19 protein-coding genes, 1 other RNA gene and 1 pseudogene are annotated in these 20,353 nt (G+C 52.4%); 12 read left to right on the top strand and 9 right to left on the bottom strand.

The features are described from left to right. Positions 1 to 109: 109 nt before the first annotated feature. The 5 genes from rplS to ffh form a co-directional block, all read right to left on the bottom strand. On the bottom strand, positions 110 to 457 hold the full coding sequence (rplS, locus tag CWM58_RS10295) for a 50S ribosomal protein L19 (protein WP_002914145.1): 348 nt from the start codon (positions 455 to 457) through the stop codon (positions 110 to 112). A 39-nt stretch (positions 458 to 496) separates the two neighbouring features. Further along, on the bottom strand, positions 497 to 1,264 hold the full coding sequence (gene trmD, locus CWM58_RS10290; RefSeq protein WP_008806092.1) for a tRNA (guanosine(37)-N1)-methyltransferase TrmD: 768 nt from the start codon (positions 1,262 to 1,264) through the stop codon (positions 497 to 499). Between the two features lie 31 nt (positions 1,265 to 1,295). Beyond that, the gene (gene rimM, locus CWM58_RS10285; protein ID WP_008806093.1) at positions 1,296 to 1,844 is read right to left on the bottom strand and encodes a ribosome maturation factor RimM; all 549 of its coding nucleotides are present in this window, start codon (positions 1,842 to 1,844) and stop codon (positions 1,296 to 1,298) included. Positions 1,845 to 1,862: 18 nt separating this feature from the next. Then, positions 1,863 to 2,111 (bottom strand): 30S ribosomal protein S16, encoded by a 249-nt coding sequence (rpsP, locus tag CWM58_RS10280; protein WP_012540839.1) that lies wholly within the window; start codon positions 2,109 to 2,111, stop codon positions 1,863 to 1,865. Positions 2,112 to 2,381: 270 nt separating this feature from the next. Next, on the bottom strand, positions 2,382 to 3,746 hold the full coding sequence (ffh, locus tag CWM58_RS10275; RefSeq protein WP_002914152.1) for a signal recognition particle protein: 1,365 nt from the start codon (positions 3,744 to 3,746) through the stop codon (positions 2,382 to 2,384). Between the two features lie 163 nt (positions 3,747 to 3,909). Between ffh and CWM58_RS10270 the strand changes: the two genes are divergently transcribed. Both CWM58_RS10270 and CWM58_RS10265 read left to right on the top strand, forming a co-directional pair. Beyond that, entirely contained in the window at positions 3,910 to 4,701 is a 792-nt protein-coding gene (locus CWM58_RS10270; protein ID WP_023282914.1) for an inner membrane protein YpjD, read from the top strand. Positions 4,702 to 4,720: 19 nt separating this feature from the next. Further along, positions 4,721 to 6,007: an HlyC/CorC family transporter gene (locus tag CWM58_RS10265; protein ID WP_061153620.1), complete on the top strand. Its 1,287-nt coding sequence runs from the start codon at positions 4,721 to 4,723 to the stop codon at positions 6,005 to 6,007. A gap of 120 nt (positions 6,008 to 6,127) precedes the next feature. Here the strand turns inward: CWM58_RS10265 and grpE are convergent, their stop codons facing one another. Continuing rightward, the gene (gene grpE / locus CWM58_RS10260; RefSeq protein ID WP_008806096.1) at positions 6,128 to 6,718 is read right to left on the bottom strand and encodes a nucleotide exchange factor GrpE; all 591 of its coding nucleotides are present in this window, start codon (positions 6,716 to 6,718) and stop codon (positions 6,128 to 6,130) included. A gap of 124 nt (positions 6,719 to 6,842) precedes the next feature. On the opposite strand from grpE, the gene nadK reads away from it, so the two are divergent. The 3 genes from nadK to bamE all read left to right on the top strand — a co-directional run bounded on the left by nadK (position 6,843) and on the right by bamE (position 9,958). Further along, entirely contained in the window at positions 6,843 to 7,721 is an 879-nt protein-coding gene (gene nadK / locus CWM58_RS10250) for an NAD(+) kinase (RefSeq protein WP_002914158.1), read from the top strand. An 86-nt stretch (positions 7,722 to 7,807) separates the two neighbouring features. Next, positions 7,808 to 9,469 (top strand): DNA repair protein RecN, encoded by a 1,662-nt coding sequence (recN, locus tag CWM58_RS10245; RefSeq protein ID WP_100680865.1) that lies wholly within the window; start codon positions 7,808 to 7,810, stop codon positions 9,467 to 9,469. 147 nt (positions 9,470 to 9,616) lie between these two features. Beyond that, a complete protein-coding gene (bamE, locus tag CWM58_RS10240) occupies positions 9,617 to 9,958 on the top strand; it encodes an outer membrane protein assembly factor BamE (protein ID WP_008806098.1) in 342 nt (113 codons plus the stop codon). A 69-nt stretch (positions 9,959 to 10,027) separates the two neighbouring features. On the opposite strand, the gene CWM58_RS10235 is transcribed toward bamE, so the two are convergent. Together CWM58_RS10235 and CWM58_RS10230 are read right to left on the bottom strand one after the other, a co-directional pair. Further along, positions 10,028 to 10,318 (bottom strand): RnfH family protein, encoded by a 291-nt coding sequence (locus CWM58_RS10235; RefSeq protein WP_004145682.1) that lies wholly within the window; start codon positions 10,316 to 10,318, stop codon positions 10,028 to 10,030. Beyond that, positions 10,308 to 10,745, bottom strand: coding sequence for a type II toxin-antitoxin system RatA family toxin (locus tag CWM58_RS10230; protein ID WP_008806099.1), 438 nt, complete (start codon positions 10,743 to 10,745; stop codon positions 10,308 to 10,310). The genes CWM58_RS10235 and CWM58_RS10230 overlap by 11 nt, the downstream gene beginning before the upstream one ends. A 149-nt stretch (positions 10,746 to 10,894) precedes the next feature. Here CWM58_RS10230 and smpB point away from each other — a divergent pair, with 149 nt between their 5' ends. The 7 genes from smpB to CWM58_RS10190 all read left to right on the top strand — a co-directional run bounded on the left by smpB (position 10,895) and on the right by CWM58_RS10190 (position 20,039). After that, positions 10,895 to 11,377, top strand: a complete 483-nt coding sequence (gene smpB / locus CWM58_RS10225) for an SsrA-binding protein SmpB (RefSeq protein WP_002914164.1) — start codon at positions 10,895 to 10,897, stop codon at positions 11,375 to 11,377. 143 nt (positions 11,378 to 11,520) lie between these two features. Then, positions 11,521 to 11,883, top strand: a transfer-messenger RNA (tmRNA) gene (gene ssrA / locus CWM58_RS10220). 204 nt (positions 11,884 to 12,087) lie between these two features. Next, complete coding sequence (locus CWM58_RS10215) at positions 12,088 to 13,332, top strand: integrase (protein ID WP_045901436.1); 1,245 nt, start codon at positions 12,088 to 12,090, stop codon at positions 13,330 to 13,332. 345 nt (positions 13,333 to 13,677) lie between these two features. After that, a complete protein-coding gene (locus CWM58_RS10205) occupies positions 13,678 to 15,459 on the top strand; it encodes an N-6 DNA methylase (protein ID WP_045901439.1) in 1,782 nt (593 codons plus the stop codon). Continuing rightward, positions 15,459 to 17,441, top strand: coding sequence for a restriction endonuclease subunit S (locus tag CWM58_RS29025; RefSeq protein WP_206056636.1), 1,983 nt, complete (start codon positions 15,459 to 15,461; stop codon positions 17,439 to 17,441). Before CWM58_RS10205 ends, CWM58_RS29025 begins: the two co-directional genes overlap by 1 nt. 1 nt (position 17,442) lies before the next feature. Further along, positions 17,443 to 19,191: an AAA family ATPase gene (locus CWM58_RS10195; RefSeq protein ID WP_100680864.1), complete on the top strand. Its 1,749-nt coding sequence runs from the start codon at positions 17,443 to 17,445 to the stop codon at positions 19,189 to 19,191. Further along, positions 19,188 to 20,039, top strand: coding sequence for a hypothetical protein (locus tag CWM58_RS10190; protein WP_045901446.1), 852 nt, complete (start codon positions 19,188 to 19,190; stop codon positions 20,037 to 20,039). The genes CWM58_RS10195 and CWM58_RS10190 overlap by 4 nt, the downstream gene beginning before the upstream one ends. Positions 20,040 to 20,041: 2 nt before the next feature. Here the strand turns inward: CWM58_RS10190 and CWM58_RS10185 are convergent. Then, a pseudogene (locus tag CWM58_RS10185) lies at positions 20,042 to 20,242 on the bottom strand (IS256 family transposase); the annotation flags it as partial. Positions 20,243 to 20,353 lie beyond the last annotated feature (111 nt).

The raw sequence follows: 20,353 nt of genomic DNA, 5'->3' as shown, positions 1-20,353 counted from the left end.
GAAATGAGGCCGTATTGTAAATGATTTGCATCACGATGGTTACAACAAAGATAAAAAAAGGGCCAGCCACTTGGCCAGCCCTTCTGTCAGGATGTCGCGAAAGCGAATCTTAGTTAAGACGCTCTTTGATACGAGCAGACTTACCAGTACGCTCACGCAGGTAGTACAGTTTAGCTTTACGTACAGCACCACGACGTTTAACAGCAATGCTGTCAACTACCGGAGAGTGAGTCTGGAAGACACGCTCAACGCCTTCGCCGTTGGAAATTTTGCGAACAGTGAATGCAGAGTGCAGACCGCGGTTACGAATAGCGATAACCACGCCCTCGAATGCCTGCAGACGTTTTTTGGAACCTTCAACAACCCATACTTTCACTTCCACGGTATCACCCGGACGGAAGGAAGGTACGTCCTGCTTCATCTGTTCTTGTTCAAGTTGCTTAATAATGTTGCTCATAATTTAATCTCTTATCCTGGGTAAACTGATATTGGGGGCTCACGCCTGCCCATCATGTTTATGCTGCTGTTGCGCGTGTTCGCTTTTGAACTGCGCCAGCAACTTTGCTTGCTCTTCAGTCAGAGCCAGGTTTTCCAGAAGTTCAGGTCTTCTAAGCCAGGTGCGGCCCAGCGACTGCTTCAGACGCCAGCGACGTATCTCAGCATGGTTTCCCGACAGCAACACTGGCGGTACCTCCATCTCTTCTAACACTTCAGGACGGGTATAGTGCGGGCAATCCAGCAACCCATCAGCAAAGGAATCTTCCGTTGCCGAAGCTTCATGGCCCAGTACTCCCGGAATGAACCGGGAAACGGAGTCAATCAACGTCATTGCCGGTAACTCACCACCGCTGAGAACGTAATCGCCGATTGACCATTCTTCGTCAATTTCGGTTTGGATTACGCGCTCGTCTATCCCTTCGTAGCGACCGCACACCAGAATCAGTTTCTGATTCGTTGCCAGTTCGCTGACGCCCGCTTGATCAAGCTTGCGTCCCTGAGGTGACAGATAAATCACCTTCGCGCCTTCACCTGCCGCGGCTTTTGCTGCATGAATAGCATCCCGTAAAGGTTGCACCATCATTAGCATCCCCGGTCCGCCGCCGTAAGGACGATCGTCCACGGTACGGTGCCGGTCATGAGCGAAGTCGCGAGGACTCCAGCTTTCGATGCTCAGCAGGCCATTTTTTACTGCCCGGCCAGTTACCCCGTAATCGGTAATTGCGCGGAACATTTCAGGAAACAGGCTAATTATGCCAATCCACATAGCGCCGTCTTTTACCGTTTATCCGGAGAATTTAAAAACCAGGATCCCAATCTACTTCGATAGTACGCGTAGTGAGATCGACTTTCTTGATAACCTGCCCATCGAGGAACGGAACCAACCGCTCCTTGATGCCAAATGCATCTTTCAGGTTTGCCTTGATGACGAGTACGTCATTAGACCCGGTTTCCATCATATCGATGACTTTACCGAGGCTATAGCCTTCCGTCGTAACTACCTGGCAGCCCATCAGGTCTTTCCAGTAGTAGTCACCCTCTTCCAGCTCCGGCAATTGCGATGAATCCACGATAATTTCGCAATTAGTCAGTAGATTCGCGGCATCACGATCGTCAACGCCTTTCAGCTTGATGATGATGTCCTGATTGTGGTGGCGCCAGCCTTCCAGCTCAACAACCTGCCACTGACCCGCCTTCTGGATTAACCAGGGCTGATAGTCAAAAATGCTTTCGGCGTCTTCGGTGGAGGAAAACACTCTGAGCCAACCACGGATACCGTAGGAAGAACCCATTTTCCCCAATACGATCGGATCAACAGGTGCTTGTGCGGTGTGTTGCTTGCTCATCATGACCACCGTGACAGATTAAGCTGCTTTGTTAGCGGCTTTGATCAGCGCGGCAACGCGATCGGAAACAGTAGCGCCCAGGCCAACCCAGTGAGCGATACGATCCAGATCCAGGCGAGTTTCTTCTTCCGCGCCGCTAGCGATCGGGTTGAAGAAACCAACGCGCTCGATGAAGCGACCGTTGCGTGCATTACGGCTGTCGGTGACAACAACCTGGTAGAACGGACGCTTTTTAGCGCCGTGACGTGCTAAACGAATAGTTACCATAACATCCTCTTGTGTGAATAAAACAACCGGGCCCCATCGAGGAACGGAGCCCGGTGTCATATTAAAAGCCCGAAAATTTTACTGATTTCTGGGAAAAATGCAATCAGCATCTTGGTACTGAGCATTAAACAAGGGATAGAAGGCGTATATCGGTGCAGCTAGTTTAGTTCCGGCGTGCGCGCAGAAAGCGGAGCGTACACGTAGTACGTGAGCATTTCGAGCACACCCCGGAGCTAAAATGGCAAACAAGATAGCCTTATACCCTTGTTTTTAGCGGCCTGGGAATCCTGGCGGCATCATCCCTTTCATCCCGCGCATCATCTTCATCATGCCGCCTTTCGACTTCATCTTCTTCATCATGCGCTGCATGTCGTCGAACTGCTTCAGCAGACGGTTCACATCCTGCACCTGCATCCCGCAGCCGGCGGCGATACGGCGCTTACGTGAGCCTTTGATGATTTCCGGCTTGGCGCGCTCTTTCAGGGTCATCGAGTTGATGATGGCTTCCATACGCACCAGCACTTTGTCGTCCATCTGCGCTTTTACGTTGTCCGGGATCTGGCCCATACCCGGCAGCTTGCCCATCAGGCTGGCCATGCCGCCCATGTTTTTCATCTGACGCAGCTGCTCAAGGAAGTCCGTCAGATCGAAACCGTCGCCTTTCTTCAGCTTGGAGGCCAGCTTTTCGGCCTGCGCGCGGTCAACTTTGCTCTCGATATCTTCGATCAGCGACAGCACGTCGCCCATGCCGAGGATGCGGGAAGCGACGCGGTCCGGATGGAACGGCTCCAGCGCTTCGGTTTTCTCGCCGACGCCGAGGAATTTAATCGGCTTGCCGGTAATATGGCGAATCGACAGCGCCGCACCGCCGCGGGCGTCGCCGTCCACTTTGGTCAGCACCACGCCGGTCAGCGGCAGCGCTTCGTTAAAGGCCTTCGCGGTATTCGCCGCATCCTGACCGGTCATCGCATCGACGACGAACAGGGTTTCAACCGGGTTAATGGCGGCGTGGACGTGCTTGATTTCGTCCATCATCGCTTCGTCAACGTGCAGACGACCGGCGGTATCCACCAGCAGCACGTCGTAGAATTTGAGTTTCGCTTCTTTCAGCGCCGCATTGACGATATCCACCGGCTTCTGGCCGACGTCAGACGGGAAGAAATCGACGCCGACCTGCTCGGCCAGGGTTTCCAGCTGTTTAATCGCCGCCGGACGGTAAACGTCCGCGGAAACGACCAGCACTTTCTTCTTGTGCTTCTCGCGCAGGAATTTCCCCAGCTTACCGACGCTGGTCGTTTTACCGGCACCCTGCAGACCCGCCATCAGCACCACCGCCGGCGGCTGCGCCGCCAGGTCGAGCGTCTGGTTCTCTTCGCCCATCGCCGCCACCAGCTCGTTGCGGACGATTTTGACGAACTCCTGACCCGGGGTCAGGCTTTTATTGACTTCATGGCCGACCGCGCTCTCTTTCACGCGGCTGATGAAATCACGTACCACCGGAAGCGCAACGTCCGCTTCCAGCAGCGCCATGCGCACTTCGCGCAGGGTGTCTTTAATATTGTCTTCTGTAAGGCGTCCGCGGCCGCTAATGTTGCGCAGCGTACGCGACAAACGATCGGTTAAATTATCAAACATTGTCTCTCGCCTGAGGTGGAAACGGTCGGTCGCCGCAGCGACACACAAAACGAATGTGGCGGAGTATAACACGACATCAATCTGAATGTGCTGCAACGGTTGGAGCAGAGGCCTGCTGACGTTATACTGCTTCTCTTTCTTATTTAGCCAACAGCCGACACCTATGCCTGTTTTTGCTCTACTCGCCCTTGTCGCCTACTCCATCAGCCTGGCGCTGATTATCCCCGGCTTGCTGCAAAAAAACAGCAGCTGGCGGCGTATGGCGATTTTATCTGCGACTATCGCGTTGATCTGCCATGCTTTTGCGCTGGAAGCACGGATATTCCCCGGCGGCGAGAGCGGGCAAAACCTCAGCTTACTGAACGTCGGGTCGCTGGTCAGCCTGATGATCTGTACGGTGATGACTATCGTGGCCTCGCGCAATCGCGGCTGGCTGCTGCTGCCTATTGTCTATGCCTTCGCGCTAATCAATCTGGCCTTCGCCACTTTCGTGCCTAACGAATATATCACCCACCTGGAAACCACCCCGGGGATGCTGGTGCATATCGGTCTGTCGCTCTTCTCGTACGCCACGCTGATCATTGCCGCGCTATATGCGCTGCAGCTGGCGTGGATCGACTACCAGTTAAAGAACAAAAAGCTGGCCTTCAGTAGCGAAATGCCGCCGCTGATGAGCATTGAGCGCAAAATGTTTCACATCACCCAGGTCGGCGTGGTGCTGCTGACCCTGACCTTGTGCAGCGGCCTGTTCTATATGCACAATCTGTTCAGCAGCGAAAACATTGATAAAGCGGTGCTGTCGATTATTGCGTGGTTCGTCTATATCGTCCTGCTGTGGGGCCACTATCATGAAGGATGGCGCGGACGTCGCGTGGTCTGGTTCAGCGTCGCTGGCGCCGGTCTGCTGACGCTGGCCTATTTTGGTAGCCGCGTGCTGCAGCAGTTCGTGAGCTAAGTCTTTTAAGGAATCCTACGTGGAACATATCTCCACCACCACGCTGATCATAACACTGATCGTCATGGTGATTATCTCTGCCTATTTCTCCGGCTCCGAAACCGGCATGATGACGCTGAACCGCTACCGGCTGCGTCATATGGCGAAACAAGGCAACCGCCAGGCTAAGCGCGTGGAGAAGCTGCTGCGCAAGCCGGACCGCCTGATTAGCCTCGTGCTCATCGGCAATAACCTTGTCAACATTCTCGCCTCGGCGCTGGGCACCATCGTCGGCATGCGCCTGTACGGCGACGCCGGCGTTGCGATCGCCACCGGCGTGCTCACCTTTGTGGTGCTGGTATTTGCCGAAGTGCTGCCGAAGACCATCGCCGCCCTCTATCCGGAAAAGGTCGCCTACCCCAGCAGCTTCCTGCTGGCGCCGCTGCAGGTGCTGATGATGCCGCTGGTGTGGTTGCTGAATACCATCACCCGCATGTTGATGCGCATGATGGGCATCCGCACCGATACCGTCATCAGTAGCGCCCTGAGCAAAGATGAACTGCGCACGATTGTGAATGAATCCCGTTCACAAATCTCACGGCGCAACCAGGATATGCTGCTGTCGGTCCTGGATCTGGAAAAAGTCAGCGTTAACGACATCATGGTGCCGCGCAACGAGATTGTCGGCATCGACATCAATGATGACTGGAAATCTATCGTCCGCCAGCTGACCCACTCGCCGCATGGCCGCATCGTGCTCTACCGCGATTCACTGGACGATGCCATCAGCATGCTGCGTGTTCGCGAAGCCTACCGTCTGATGACGGAGAAGAAAGAGTTCACAAAAGAGATCATGCTGCGGGCGGCAGATGAGATCTACTTTGTTCCGGAAGGGACGCCGCTCAGCACCCAGCTGGTGAAATTTCAGCGCAATAAAAAGAAAGTCGGTCTGGTGGTCGATGAATACGGCGATATTCAGGGGCTGGTCACCGTCGAAGATATTCTTGAAGAGATTGTCGGCGACTTCACCACCTCTATGTCACCCACCCTGGCGGAGGAAGTGACCCCGCTTAACGACGGCACGGTGATTATCGACGGCAGCGCCAACGTTCGCGAAATCAACAAAGCGTTTAACTGGCACCTGCCGGAAGATGAAGCGCGCACCGTCAACGGTATCATCCTCGAAGCGCTGGAAGAGATCCCGGTCCCGGGCACCCGCGTGCGCATTGAGCAGTACGATATAGATATCCTCGACGTGCAGGACAACATGATCAAACAGGTGAAAGTGATGCCGGTGAAATCATTACGCGAGAGCGTCGCGGAGTAGCGCGAGCGAAGGAATTAACATCACGGCGGGCTGCGGCCCGCCGTTTTTTTATCTCGCGCCGGGAGCGGTGGCATAAAAAAACGGCCGCCCGCGGGCAGCCGTTGAGCAATGCAGCAGACGTTATTTCGCTTTCGCTACCGTCACCATCGCGGCGCGAATAGTACGGCCGTTCAGGGTATAACCTTTCTGCATCACGGCCAGCACGTTGCCCGCCGCCACGTCTTCAGATTCGACCATCGCAATGGCCTGGTGGACGTTCGGATCCAGCGGAACGTTGGTGTCGGCGATCACTTCCACGCCGAACTTACGCACCACGTCCAGCATAGATTTCAGGGTCAGTTCGATCCCTTCCACCATCGGCGCCAGGTCCGGGTTAGCCTTGTCGGCCACTTCCAGCGCGCGGTCCAGGCTGTCGATCACCGGCAGCAGTTCATTGACGAATTTTTCCAGCGCGAATTTGTGCGCTTTCTCGATATCCTGCTCGGTACGACGACGCAGGTTATCTTCGTCGGCTTTTGCACGCAGCATCACTTCACGTTCACGTTTCTGCGCTTCAGCCAGCTGGGCTTCCAGATTCGCAATTTTTTCATCGCGCGGATCCACCTGCTCAGCCGAAACTTCAGGCTCTACTGCCTCAACGTCGTCGTGCTGCTCCGTGATAATTTCTTCCGGGGCTTGCCCCTCAGGCGTTTTCTGTTCTTTACTACTCATGAATTTCTCCGCGTTTTTTTCGCATTCATCTCGCTAACTTCGCTTATTATGGGGATCAGTTTCCGGGTTTCAAGGGAAGCGGACAGATTGTCACTATTTCATTTAACGCAAGGACATCCAGATCATGAAGAACCATTTCAAGTGTATCGGCATTGTGGGACATCCTCGTCACCCCACCGCCCTGACCACACATGAAATGCTCTGGCGCTGGCTGTGCAGCAAAGGGTATGAAGTGCTGGTTGAACAGCAAATCGCCCATGAACTTCAGCTCAGCAACGTGAAAACCGGCACGCTGGCGGAGATTGGCCAACAGGCCGACCTCGCGGTGGTGGTGGGCGGCGACGGCAATATGCTCGGCGCGGCGCGGACCCTGGCCCGGTATGACATTAACGTCATCGGCATTAACCGCGGCAACCTCGGCTTTCTCACCGACCTTGACCCGGACAACGCCCTGCAGCAGCTCGCCGACGTGCTGGAAGGCCACTACATCGCCGAGAAACGCTTTCTGCTGGAGGCCCAGGTGTGCCAGCAGGATTGCCAGAAACGCATCAGCACCGCCATCAACGAAGTGGTGCTGCACCCGGGAAAAGTGGCGCATATGATTGAGTTCGAAGTCTATATCGACGAAGTCTTTGCGTTCTCTCAGCGCTCTGATGGCCTGATAATCTCCACCCCGACCGGCTCCACCGCCTATTCGCTGTCGGCCGGCGGCCCGATCCTCACGCCGTCGCTGGACGCCATCACCCTGGTGCCGATGTTCCCGCACACCCTTTCAGCGCGACCGCTGGTGATCAACGGCGACAGCACCATCCGCCTGCGCTTCTCTCATCGCTGCAGCGATCTGGAGATCAGCTGCGACAGCCAGATTGCCCTGCCGATCCAGGATGGCGAAGACGTTCTCATTCGCCGCTGTGATTATCACCTCAATCTGATTCACCCTAAAGATTACAGCTATTTCAATACATTAAGCACCAAGCTCGGCTGGTCGAAAAAATTGTTCTGATTTACACCGCTGCCTCTTTACTGGATAAAAAACCAGACTATACTGTACGAAAACACAGTATTGGTTTTTCATACAGGAAGGCAGCTATGTTGGCGCAACTCACCATCAGTAATTTTGCTATCGTTCGTGAACTGGAAATTGATTTCCACAGCGGCATGACCGCTATCACCGGGGAAACCGGCGCCGGGAAATCCATTGCCATCGACGCGCTGGGGCTGTGCCTCGGCGGCAGAGCGGAAGCCGACATGGTGCGTCGCGGCGCCACCCGTGCCGACCTGTGCGCGCGCTTCGCGCTGAAAGATACCCCGGCCGCCCAACGCTGGCTGGAAGAGAACCAGCTGGAGAGCGGGCGTGAGTGTTTACTTCGTCGGGTGATCAGCGCTGACGGCCGCTCGCGCGGCTTTATCAACGGCACTGCCGTCCCACTCTCGCAGCTGCGCGAGCTGAGCCAACTGCTGATCCAGATCCACGGCCAGCATGCGCACCAGCTGTTAACCAAACCCGAACACCAGAAAACGCTACTCGACGGCTATACCGGTGAGTATGCGCTTACTCAGCGTATGGCCGAGCATTACCGTCAGTGGCACCAGAGTTGCCGCGAGCTGGCTCAACACCAGCAGCAGAGCCAGGAGCGCGCCGCCCGCGCCGATCTACTGCAGTATCAGCTTAAAGAGCTGAACGAATTTAACCCGCTGGCGGGCGAGTTTGAGCAGATTGACGAAGAGTACAAGCGCCTGGCCAACAGCGGGCAGTTGCTCAGCACCTGCCAGCACGCCCTGACGGTACTGGCGGACGGCGAAGAGGCCAATCTGCAGAGCCAGCTTTATACCGCGAAGCAGCTGGTCAGCGAGCTGGTGGGTATGGACAGCAAGCTCTCCGGCGTTCTGGATATGCTGGAAGAGGCAGCCATTCAGCTCAGCGAGGCCAGCGACGAGTTGCGCCACTATCACGACCGTCTGGACCTCGATCCGAACCGTCTGTTTGAACTTGAGCAGCGTATTTCCCGACAAATCGCGCTGGCGCGTAAACATCAGGTGATGCCGGAAGAGCTGCCGGCGGTTTATCAGGCGATGTTGGAAGAGCAGCGCCTGCTGGACGACAGCGCCGGCTCGCTGGAATCCCTCAGCCAGCAGGTGGTCGAACATCATCAGCTGGCGCTGGAGACCGCGCGCCAGCTGCACGCCCTGCGCCAGGCCAGCGCCGACGAGCTGACCCAGCTTATCACCGAGAGTATGCACTCACTTTCGATGCCGCACGGGGTCTTCGCGATTGAGGTCGCTTTCGATGAACGCCATCTGACCGCCGACGGCGCCGACCATATTGAGTTCCGTGTCACCACTAACCCGGGTCAGCCGCTGCAGCCGATCGCCAAAGTGGCCTCCGGCGGCGAACTGTCGCGCATTGCGCTGGCGATTCAGGTGATCACCGCGCGTAAAATGGAAACCCCGGCGCTAATCTTCGACGAAGTGGACGTCGGCATCAGCGGCCCGACCGCCGCCGTGGTCGGCAAGCTGCTGCGCCAGCTGGGCGAGTCCACGCAGGTGATGTGTGTGACCCACCTGCCGCAGGTTGCGGGCTGCGGCCACCATCATTTCTTTGTCTGCAAAGAGACCGATGGCGAGATGACCGAAACCCATATGCAGCCGCTGGATAAGCGCGCTCGTCTGCAGGAGCTGGCTCGTCTGCTGGGCGGCAGCGAGGTCACGCGCAACACCCTGGCGAACGCGAAAGAGTTGCTTGCGGCGTAAACTTTTTGATTTTCACAGGGTCATAGTGAACAGCAAATTGCCTGCTGACCTGCAGCCGGAGGTTTCCATCGGCGCGAAGGTCTATTATTATCGGCATATTACAGATGAGCCACGTACTGCTCGGGCCCAAAAAGGAATCAAATCACTATGCGCTGTAAAACGCTGACTGCTGCCGCAGCGGTTCTTCTTATGTTGACCGCAGGCTGTTCCACTCTGGAACGAGTGGTTTACCGTCCTGACATCAACCAGGGTAACTATCTGGCACCTAACGATGTAGCGAAAATTCGTGTCGGTATGACGCAACAGCAGGTTGCTTATGCTCTCGGAACGCCAATGATGTCGGATCCGTTCGGCACCAACACCTGGTTCTATGTATTCCGTCAGGAGCCGGGCCACGAGAAAGTGACTCAGCAGACCCTGACCCTGACGTTCAATAGCGGCGGCGTGTTAACTAACATTGATAACAAGCCCGCGCTGACCAGTCAGTAAGGCCCGGAAAAGCAAAAAGCGCTCAGTGAGCGCTTTTTTTATGACTGATAGCCGGTCTGCTGCTGCGGGTTACTTCGCAGCGCTTTTCTCTGCCCGCTGGCGACGCAGCTCTTTCGGGTCTGCGATCAGCGGGCGATAGATTTCGACCCGGTCGCCGTCGTGAACTTCGTCATGCAGCTTAACCGGACGACTGTAGATACCCAGCTTGTTCTTCGCCAGATCGATATCATCACGCAAGGCCAATAGCCCGCTGGCGATAATCGCCTGCTCGACCGTCGCTCCCTCATCCAGGGTGACTCGCTGCAAATACTGCTTTTCAGGCAGCGCGTAGGCGACTTCAACACGAATATTAGCTGGCACTGTAGACCTCTTTGGCGCGCGAAGTGAACGCCTGCACCATGTTGGCGGCCAGCTCTTTGAAGACCCGGCCAAAGGCCATCTCAATCAGCTTATTGGTAAACTCAAAATCGAGATGGAACTCGATTTTGCACGCCTCGGGGCTCAGCGGAATAAACTTCCAGCCGCCAATCAGTTTCTTGAACGGGCCATCCACCAGGCTCATTAAAATGCTCTGGTTGCTGGTCAGTGTATTCCGGGTCGTGAAGGTCTTACTGATGCCGGCTTTGGACACATCAACCGCCGCCGTCATTTGCGTCGGCCCGAATTCCAGCACGCGGCTACCGGTGCAGCCTGGCAGAAAATCAGGATAGGACTTCACATCGTTTACCAGTTGATACATCTGTTCCGCGCTGAAAGGCACCAGCGCAGTACGGCTAATCTGAGGCATAGCAGGTTCCACATTTAAACACAGTGCAAATAATATCATTTATCTGCTGCTAAAAAAAACGCTGTGCCGCAACTCGTGCTAAGATGCGCAGTACACCTCGCAGGATGCGATCGAGGTAACTGTGTATAAGACGATGACTTCAGGACATTATGACTAAGAAAAAAGCCCACAAACCTGGATCAGCCACCATTGCGCTGAATAAACGCGCCCGTCACGAATACTTTATCGAAGATGAATACGAGGCTGGTCTCGCCCTGCAGGGCTGGGAAGTCAAATCCCTGCGTGCAGGCAAAGCCAACATCGGCGATAGCTATGTCATCCTGAAGGATGGCGAAGCCTTCCTGTTCGGCGCCAACTTTACGCCCATGGCCGTGGCTTCCACCCACTATGTGTGCGACCCGACGCGCACCCGTAAGCTGCTGCTTAACCAGCGTGAGCTGGACACCCTGTACGGCCGCATTAACCGCGAAGGTTACACCGTCGTCGCCCTGTCGCTGTACTGGAAGAACGCCTGGTGCAAAGTGAAAATCGGCGTCGCCAAAGGTAAGAAACAGCACGACAAGCGTACCGACCTGAAAGATCGTGAATGGGCGCTGGATAAGGCGCGTATTATGAAGCACGCCGGACGCTAACCCCCTCCCCTGAGGGCCAGCTCTCGCTGGCCCTTACGCTATATCCTTGTTGATGCTGCTTTTTCATCCACCCCGTTGAAACAATCCTGCGTAATGGGGCTGGTAACGACATTCACAAATCTGTTATACTTGACCTACACATTGGGGCTGATTCTGGATTCGACGGGATTTGCGAAACCCAAGGTGCATGCCGAGGGGCGGTTGGCCTCGTAAAAAGCCGCAAAAAATAGTCGCAAACGACGAAAACTACGCTTTAGCAGCTTAATACCCTGCTCTGAGCCCTCTCTCCCTAGCTTCCGCTCTTAAGACGGGGATCAAAGAGAGGTCAAACCCAAAAGAGATCGCGTGGATGCCCTGCCTGGGGTTGAAGCGTTAAATCTAATCAGGCTAGTTTGTTAGTGGCGTGTCTGTCCGCAGCTGGCAAGCGAATGTAAAGACTGACTAAGCATGTAGTGCCGAGGATGTAGGAATTTCGGACGCGGGTTCAACTCCCGCCAGCTCCACCAAAATTCTCCATCGGTGATTACCAGAGTCATCCGATGAAGTCCTAAGAGCCCGCACGGCGCAAGCCCTGCGGGCTTTTTTGTGCCTTGAATTTGTCCCGCGAAGTCTGATGCCAACTAATTAAATCCGAACCTTTTAGGCACCTTGTTAGGCACCTCATAAAGCTTTATTGTTTTTGAGGTGCCTAAAACTATGGAAACCCGGCAATGGCAAGACAAACCAAACCTCTATCCGTTAAGGAAATCGAATCCGCCAAACCTAAGGAAGCGGACTATGTTCTTTACGATGGCGATGGCCTTGAGCTGCTCATCAAATCCACCGGAAGCAAAATATGGCAGTTTCGCTACATTCGCCCTGTTACCAAGAGACGTGCGAAAAAGAGCATAGGCCCTTACCCGTCAGTTACCCTTGCCGATGCCAGAAACTACCGGGCAGAGTCACGCTCTCTCCTGGCGAAACAAATCGATCCACAGGAACATCAGCAAGAACAACTGCGTAGTTCGCTTGAAGCTAAAACCAATACTTTCCAGCTCGTGGCAGAACGTTGGTGGAATGTGAAGAAAGCCAGCGTGAGTGAGGACTACGCAGAGGATATCTGGCGTTCTCTTGAGAGAGATATCTTTCCTGCAATTGGTGACGTCAGCGTTACAGATATTAAAGCTCATACACTGGTTCAGGCCGTTCAACCGGTTCAGGCCAGAGGCGCGTTGGAAACCGTTCGTCGCCTTTGCCAACGTATCAATGAGGTCATGATATATGCCCAAAATACAGGTCTGATTGATGCTGTTCCCAGCGTTAATATCGGTAAAGCCTTCGAGAAGCCTCAGAAAAAGAACATGCCCAGCATTCGACCGGATCAGCTACCTCAACTGATGCAGACAATGCGAACAGCCAGCATTAGCCTTTCCACACGCTGCCTGTTCATGTGGCAACTTCTTACTATTACCCGCCCTACCGAAGCGGCTGAAGCTCGCTGGGAAGAGTTAGACATAGAAGCGCGAGAGTGGAAGATTCCTGCAGCACGCATGAAGATGAACCGTGACCATACTGTTCCATTGTCAGATGAAGCAATCACTGTTTTAGAGATGATGAAACCGTTAAGTGGAAATCGAGAATTTATCTTTCCCAGTCGCATCAAGCCAAACCAGCCGATGAACAGTCAGACCGTAAACGCATCGCTAAAACGCGCAGGTTTTGGTGGGGTGCTTGTTTCACACGGGCTACGATCTATTGCTAGCACTGCCCTTAATGAACAAGGCTTCCCACCTGATGTTATTGAAGCGGCGCTGGCTCATGTGGACAAAAATGAAGTACGTCGCGCTTACAATCGCAGTGACTACCTCGAGCAACGTCGTCCAATGATGCAGTGGTGGGCTGATTTTGTCATGGCGGCAGAGCGAGGAAGTGTCATTGAGGTAGGAACCAAAGGAATGCGTTTAGTGGCGAGTTAAGCCCAGGTCAGACTTTTACTCTAAACTTGTTAACACACTACATTTCATTCCGGTAACTGCCAGGGGGGTGTTTTAAATCTCCCTTCAAGTGGCCAAATTCAGTAAACCACCACAAGCCAAGGCTATACACGAAAGGTTTGCTGGGCACGGGATCAAGACATAGTAGATGCCAAAGTGTTAGAATTGCCGCCTTTTGAACGATTTAATAGTAAAATACAAATTCTGCGGGGCATTTTTGGAAGTGTAGAGCAGCCCCCCAAGCCATACTGGAACAGGCGTTCTACAAAATCGTTGAACCAAAACAGGCTTGATTAAATAATAGGCCCTCGACAAGCGAATAGTAAGATGAATCTCAGCAGCACAATTAAATCCATTCAAGATATCATGCGCAAGGATGATGGCGTCGATGGCGACGCGCAGCGTCTTGGTCAGCTCACATGGATGCTGTTCCTCAAAGTGTTCGATCAACGAGAAGAGGAATGGGAGGATAGCAACCCATCGTATAAATCCCCTTTGCCAGAAGAGTGTCGCTGGCGGAACTGGGCTGCCTATAAAGCCGATGTTGACGCCAAAAAGAAACCGCAGATCGTCGCTAGTGAACTGATCAGCTTCGTCAACAACAAGTTATTCCCGACTCTAAAAGAGATTGATGCCAACAAGAGCCCCCAGCACAAAGTTATCCGTAGTGTTTTTGAGGATGCTAATAACTATATGAAATCCGGCCCGCAAATGCTGGCTGTGATCGAGAAGCTGGAAGAGGCTATCAATTTTCACGATTTTACCATCCGCGCCAATATTGGTGATGTGTACGAGCAAATGCTCAATGACTTACGTGGTGCAGGTAATGCAGGGGAATTCTATACCCCGCGTGCTATCACGGCCTTTATGGCGGATAGAGTCAACCCACGCCTAGACAAGCGTGAGACAGTCATGGATCCAGCCTGTGGAACAGGCGGCTTCTTGACCGCCGCCATAGACCACTTCCGCAACCAACTCGCGACAATAAAATCACCGCGTCCTGAAGATAAGCGAGTTATTGAAGAGTTAATCCACGGCATCGAAAAGAAGCAGTTGCCGCACCTGCTCTGCACCACCAACATGCTGCTACACGGTATTGATGTACCCAGCCAGATCGAGCACAAAAACACGCTAGGTACCAGTTGGAATGAATGGAGCGCCAACGATAAGGTTGACTGCATCATCACCAATCCCCCATTCGGTGGGTATGAGGATGATGGTGTGGGCAGCGACTATCCTCCCGACTTACGTACCCGTGAAACTGCCGACATGTTTATGGCGCTCATCATTAAAAAGCTACTGAAGGAAAAAGGTCGCGCTGCCGTGGTATTGCCCGATGGATTTTTATTTGGCGATGGCATCAAAGGCACGCTGAAAAAACTGCTGCTGCGCGACTGCAAACTGCACACAATCATCCGCTTACCCAAAGGCGTTTTTGCACCGTATACCACTATCAAGACCAATCTGCTGTTCTTCACCAAGGGCAGCACGGTGGACAATGGCACCGAACACTTCCACACTGACACCATCTGGTTTTACGAACACCCCTACCCTACGGGCTACAAGAGCTACTCCAAAACCAAACCCATCCGGCTGGAAGAATTCGAACCCGAGCGAGGGTGGTGGGGCTCGGAGGAAAACGACTTTGCCGATCGCGTAGAAAACGAGTTCGCCTGGAAGGTGGATTTCAAAACTAAGCGCGAAAAGGCCGAAGCTGCTGCGCAACCGCACTGGCAAATCGCCGAAGAACTCAACAACAAAGCCAGCGAATTGGATAGCCGCATCCGTGATATGCGCGATTCTATTAAAGGTGTCAGCGATAAAACCCAGCGCCAAGCTGTAGATGATGAAATTGAAATTTTGCGCTATAAAAGTGAGGGTCTACGCTTAAAAGCCCGTGATGCCCAGGCAGCGGGTGATCGCCACTATTGGCCGATTTTCAATCTTGACCTAAAAAACCCTAATACCCCAGAAAAAGAAAGTTTTGATCCCGACGAACTTTTGACCAAATACAAAAAGTTGCTGGGAGAAATTGAAGAAACTGAAAATCAGCTCAAAAGCGAGTTGGCCGCAGCCCTAGCTCACCACTTTTCTGGTGAGGATGCTTGATGGACGCGAAACAATTTTTGTCTGAATTTGGACATGTGGCTCATGCACCGGGAGGGGTTGCGCGGCTGCGAGAATTGATTTATCAACTTGCAGTAACGGGTAGACTAACCAGCCAAGATGAAAAAGATGGCGATGCGGACGAAGTTCTCAACAACGTCGCCCGAATCCGTCAGCAGCTTGTTGCCGCAAAAAAATATAAGCGCTCACCAAAATTGGAGTCATCAAATCTTGTCCCACCAGCCATTGATCTCCCCCTCAATTGGCGCTGGAGCCGATTACTAGATCTTGGTGAAATAAATCCACGCAACCAGGCTGAAGAAGCGGCCATGGCCACATTCGTCCCCATGGCAGGAGTTTCTGAAAAACACTCAAAAGAAATATCAGGTGAAATTAAACCTTGGTCAAAAATACACAAAGGGTATACCCATTTTGCCAACGGTGATGTTCTTTTAGCAAAAATCACCCCTTGTTTTGAAAACGGTAAAGCAGCTGTTGTTTCCGGCCTCAAACATGATATCGGTGCTGGCTCCACTGAGTTCCATGTCTTTCGCTCAATTAGCCCGTTTGTTGAACCAGATTATGTGTACCTGTTCTTACGCTCACCTTTGTTTCGTGCAAAGGGGGAAACCAGCATGACTGGTACCGCAGGACAAAAACGCTTACCCACAGATTATTTCGCGCTTTGCGCTATGCCATTACCACCTACGGCTGAACAATCCCGCATAATCGCCAAAGTCGATGAGCTGATGGCCTTGTGCGACAAGCTTGAGGAGCAGTTGCAATCCCGTCGCAAACTTCAAAACGCCTTGCGCCAATCAATCCTGCAGGCTATTGCCAGAGCCAGCAGCGCGCATGAACTGCAAACCAACTGGATGCTCCTTGCAGGCAACTTCGGGTGGCTATTTCATGCACCTGAGGATATTGCCGAACTCAGAAAACTGGCTTCAGAACTTGCTATTCGTGGTGTACTTGATATTTACAGCGGGCCAACCGACACATCAGCACTTGATGTCTATTTGGCTGAACTTAGTAGAAAGAAGTCAGGTAAACGATTCGCAAAATCTGTTCAGCCGGACGAAATATTTTCACTGCCAAATGGATGGCGCTGGGTTCTGTTAGAAGATTTGTTGTCTGACTCGGAATCAGGTTGGAGTCCCAAATGTGAAGCTGAGCCGCGGCGTGAAGGTGAATGGGGGGTGCTTAAAGTTAGTGCCGTGACATGGGGAGTCTTCGATCCAAACGAGAACAAACGCCTTCCGCTATCGCTTGAGGCTAGAACTGAGTGCGAAGTAAGGCCTGGCGATTTCATTCTATCCCGCGCAAACACTGCCGAATTAGTTGCGCGCAGTGTTTGCGCGCCTGATGACTGCCCAGAGAAGCTTTTAATGAGCGATAAAATCGTCCGTCTGAATTTCCTCGACAATGCTCTGAAGGCGTGGGTAAATTTGGTCAACAACTCGGATATTGCTCGTGTTTACTACAAGGAACGAGCTACTGGCACTAGTGACTCGATGCGCAATGTTTCACGCCAAGTTATACATGAATTGCCGATTCCCCTCCCTTCTCTGAGAGTGCAGGAGCGAATTTTGTTCACCTTAAGTCGTTTGCTTCAATACTGCGACTCATTAGAAAAGCAAGCAGCTTCTCGCATTAAGCTAAGTACCCAACTTGCGGCAAGTACCATCGCGAGTCTTACCGGAATCGCCATCGAACAAGAAGAGGAACCCATGAAAGCCCCTCAAACCGAGCTGATCTCCTCACTACGTTTGGGCACAGCACCCGACATCAAAGATCAAGCCCCACTAGCCACCATTCTGGCCCGCCATAATGGCGAAATGAACGCCAAGGATTTATGGCAGCGATTCAACGGTGAGATTGATGACTTCTACGCACAACTGAAAACTGAAGTGACCCACGGTTGGATTAAGGAACCGACTCCCGCCGAAGTGCGTGAAAAACCAGATAACACGGTGAGTGATTGATATGCAACTGCTTCGCATTCGTATCCCAGTCTTCCGCAATCTGCGTGATCTCGACATATCTTTCGATACCCACCTGCAGTCTTCGGAAAGTGCGATAAATGTACTGCCCAAACCCATTCGTAGCCACGCGCTAATTGGCCAGAACGGCATCGGCAAGTCCAACCTGATTGAGGCACTAATCACCATCTTCCGTGATGTCGATCTCGATCGTGAAGCCGCATTCAATTACACACTGGAATACAGTATTCACGGCCATGTTGTGCGTATTGAAGCCGATTCTGCCAAGCAGAAGCGTCCCTATGTATGGGTAGATGATAAAGCTGCCTCACAGGGCTTTTTGCTCAAAAACCGCGAGTTACTGCCAGCACATATTTTTGCCTATTACTCCGGTCGCAATGAGCGTATTGAAGCGCTGTTTCATGAACATGAGCGACGCTTTAATCAGCGCCAGGAAATCACCACTAACGAAGTCCTGTCCGAACAACTTCTGGAGAACTTTACTGGCTCCGACGCGGATATTCGTGCGATTGAAGAAGCCAAACGTCGCCGTGAAGTGCGGCTGAAGCAAGTGGGCGATGACCGTCTGCGACGCCTGTTCTATTGTCGCGGTGGACACAGCCAACTGGTACTTCTGGCTTGTCTGCTATCGGACGACCCTGTGTTTCAGAAGGTACTAAAGAACCTGCACATCGAATCGTTAGAATCCGCTCTCTTCGTTTTAAAAGAGCCACACCGGCTACGTGAAAAGCGCCGCAATGGAAAGTTCGAAGTGCAGGAACTGAATGAAGGTGACCCACGCTTTTGGTATGCTCGCAGCAATGTGGTCAGCGAGTTTCTTGACAAGCTCTGGAAGGTTGCTTGGGCCCCCATTGAACAGGAGACAACCAAACAGATTGATTTTCGTGGTCGCACAGAGAAGCAAAAGCAGCTGTACTTATTTGTGTCAAGCCAAGAAAAGCTTAAGCAATTGGGAGAGTCGATCGGCAGCACCGACAGTTTCTTTCGCTACGCTGAAGGAGCCTATATTGGTGATCTGATCGATGAAATACGTATTGTGGTTAAGAAACGTGATGAACATGGTGGAAAGGTAAGCTTTACTCACCTTTCCGAAGGTGAATTACAAATACTCACCGTGCTTGGTTTGATGAGGATTACCCGTGACGACAACTGTTTGTTCCTCCTTGATGAACCCGACACCCATCTGAACCCTATCTGGAAATTGCGCTACTTCGACGATATTGAAGGCGTGCTAAGTGCGGATGATGCATCGCTGCTACAGAGCGAGTCGCAAATAATTATTACAACCCATGATCCTATGATGGTGGGTGGTCTGAAGCGTGAACAGGTACATATACTGCGTCGCGATGGTAATATCACTCTGGTAGATAGTCCGGAAGAACATCCGCAAGGAATGGGTGTAACCGGGTTGCTTAAAAGTGAACTGTTTGGCTTGTCATCCACATTAGATATCGAAACCGAGCGCCGCTTGTTTCGCCGTAATGAACTTTTTGCTCTCGATGAAAGAACTCATGAACAAGATGATGAACTACGCCGTTTGAGTTCAGAGTTGGCAGACTTAGGCTTTTCAAATGCGGATTTCAAAGACCCTTTCTATGCTAAGTTTGTACGACGAATGGCCAAACATACCAAATTCCACAAACCAACTCTTACTCCTGAAGAACAAGCTGAACAGGACATAATCGCCGACTCAATCATCGATGAAATTTTACGTGAGGATGATGGACAATGATCTTCATCGACTTAGAAAATAAGCTTCCAACGGATATGGATTTGCATCCTGATGTTCGCTGGAGCGAGGCTGATTGGAACGCCTGGCAGAAAGAGTCTGTTCGCTTGATTGGTGAGCTTGCAAAGCTCAATGCCGCAGGCCAAATCAAAGAACGTAATGAATTGATTGATAAGCAAAGTGGCCACTGGGGAAAGTTGAAACCATGGCTTCTCGCACTATCGGGTGGAAAATGCTGGTTTACTGAAGCGCGAGATATTGCTTCGCATTTAGACGTGGAGCATTTTCGCCCAAAGAAGGCTACTCGTAATGTTAAGGGACCCGAACGAGATGGGTACTGGTGGTTGGCCTTCGACTATATGAACTTCCGAATTGCTGGTACCGTACCTAATAGAAAGAAGGGCGCGTGGTTTCCTCTTCGCTATGGTTCGCCATGTTCAAGTTATGCGCACCGCTGTGAAGGAGATGAGATTCCGCACTTCATAGATCCTACAAATGCTTATGACGTAACATTACTCGCTTTTGACGAAGAAGGGAAAGCTGTGCCTGCACCAGGTATTTCTCGTTGGGATAATATCAGAGTTAGACGTACCGTAGACCGCTTAAAACTCTCCGAACATCAAGCCTTATCAGAGGAACGTCGCAAGGTCTGGCAAAAAACTACAAAACTGATAAATAAGTATTTTCAGGCACTGGCTAGTACTCGAACTTCTGCAGTTGCCCGTGAGCAAGTGAAGGTAGCAGCACGTGACATACTCTGTCTTACTAAGCCTGAAACCGAACTTTCATCGGTGGCGAAATGGTGCGTTCGCTTGCGCAACGATCCACAACTTTCCCGGCTGGTTGGGTAGAGGCTTTTAATGGTCTTTTTGCCGGAACCATTTTTACGGTTAGCGTTAACGTCCTGAGCCAGATGAGAATCCAGCTCCGCAGACAGGGTTGCTTCGGTTAACTGCTTGATTAAAGGGGTTAAGATCCCATCTTTGCCCGTTAATGCCTGACCAGACTGAAGGGCTTTAAGTGCTTTGTCGAAATCGAAGGGTTCGAGACATATGTCATTCCTTTTTGATTGTATATTACTGGAATGACACAGAATTTCTAACACTCCCACAGTTTTAGTTAAAGTTCCGCCTTCTAGGAAGGCGGCATGGATTCCATCTTTAAA

Source organism: Klebsiella sp. H-Nf2, from assembly GCF_002806645.1.
GTDB lineage: Bacteria > Pseudomonadota > Gammaproteobacteria > Enterobacterales > Enterobacteriaceae > Klebsiella > Klebsiella variicola.
The sequence above is the reverse complement of the archived record's forward strand: the minus strand, read 5'-3'. Positions and strand labels throughout refer to the sequence as shown.

What these genes read in the sequence shown, in the direction of transcription:
- recN (WP_100680865.1), top strand. Translation starts at nt 7,808, where the DNA reads ATGTTGGCGCAACTCACCATCAGTAATTTTGCTATCGTTCGTGAACTG.
- rplS (WP_002914145.1), bottom strand. Translation starts at nt 457, where the DNA reads ATGAGCAACATTATTAAGCAACTTGAACAAGAACAGATGAAGCAGGAC.
- CWM58_RS10205 (WP_045901439.1), top strand. Translation starts at nt 13,678, where the DNA reads ATGAATCTCAGCAGCACAATTAAATCCATTCAAGATATCATGCGCAAG.
- bamE (WP_008806098.1), top strand. Translation starts at nt 9,617, where the DNA reads ATGCGCTGTAAAACGCTGACTGCTGCCGCAGCGGTTCTTCTTATGTTG.
- CWM58_RS10270 (WP_023282914.1), top strand. Translation starts at nt 3,910, where the DNA reads ATGCCTGTTTTTGCTCTACTCGCCCTTGTCGCCTACTCCATCAGCCTG.
- trmD (WP_008806092.1), bottom strand. Translation starts at nt 1,264, where the DNA reads ATGTGGATTGGCATAATTAGCCTGTTTCCTGAAATGTTCCGCGCAATT.
- CWM58_RS10230 (WP_008806099.1), bottom strand. Translation starts at nt 10,745, where the DNA reads ATGCCTCAGATTAGCCGTACTGCGCTGGTGCCTTTCAGCGCGGAACAG.
- CWM58_RS29025 (WP_206056636.1), top strand. Translation starts at nt 15,459, where the DNA reads ATGGACGCGAAACAATTTTTGTCTGAATTTGGACATGTGGCTCATGCA.
- CWM58_RS10195 (WP_100680864.1), top strand. Translation starts at nt 17,443, where the DNA reads ATGCAACTGCTTCGCATTCGTATCCCAGTCTTCCGCAATCTGCGTGAT.
- nadK (WP_002914158.1), top strand. Translation starts at nt 6,843, where the DNA reads ATGAAGAACCATTTCAAGTGTATCGGCATTGTGGGACATCCTCGTCAC.
- rimM (WP_008806093.1), bottom strand. Translation starts at nt 1,844, where the DNA reads ATGAGCAAGCAACACACCGCACAAGCACCTGTTGATCCGATCGTATTG.
- smpB (WP_002914164.1), top strand. Translation starts at nt 10,895, where the DNA reads ATGACTAAGAAAAAAGCCCACAAACCTGGATCAGCCACCATTGCGCTG.
- CWM58_RS10215 (WP_045901436.1), top strand. Translation starts at nt 12,088, where the DNA reads ATGGCAAGACAAACCAAACCTCTATCCGTTAAGGAAATCGAATCCGCC.
- CWM58_RS10190 (WP_045901446.1), top strand. Translation starts at nt 19,188, where the DNA reads ATGATCTTCATCGACTTAGAAAATAAGCTTCCAACGGATATGGATTTG.
- rpsP (WP_012540839.1), bottom strand. Translation starts at nt 2,111, where the DNA reads ATGGTAACTATTCGTTTAGCACGTCACGGCGCTAAAAAGCGTCCGTTC.
- ffh (WP_002914152.1), bottom strand. Translation starts at nt 3,746, where the DNA reads ATGTTTGATAATTTAACCGATCGTTTGTCGCGTACGCTGCGCAACATT.
- grpE (WP_008806096.1), bottom strand. Translation starts at nt 6,718, where the DNA reads ATGAGTAGTAAAGAACAGAAAACGCCTGAGGGGCAAGCCCCGGAAGAA.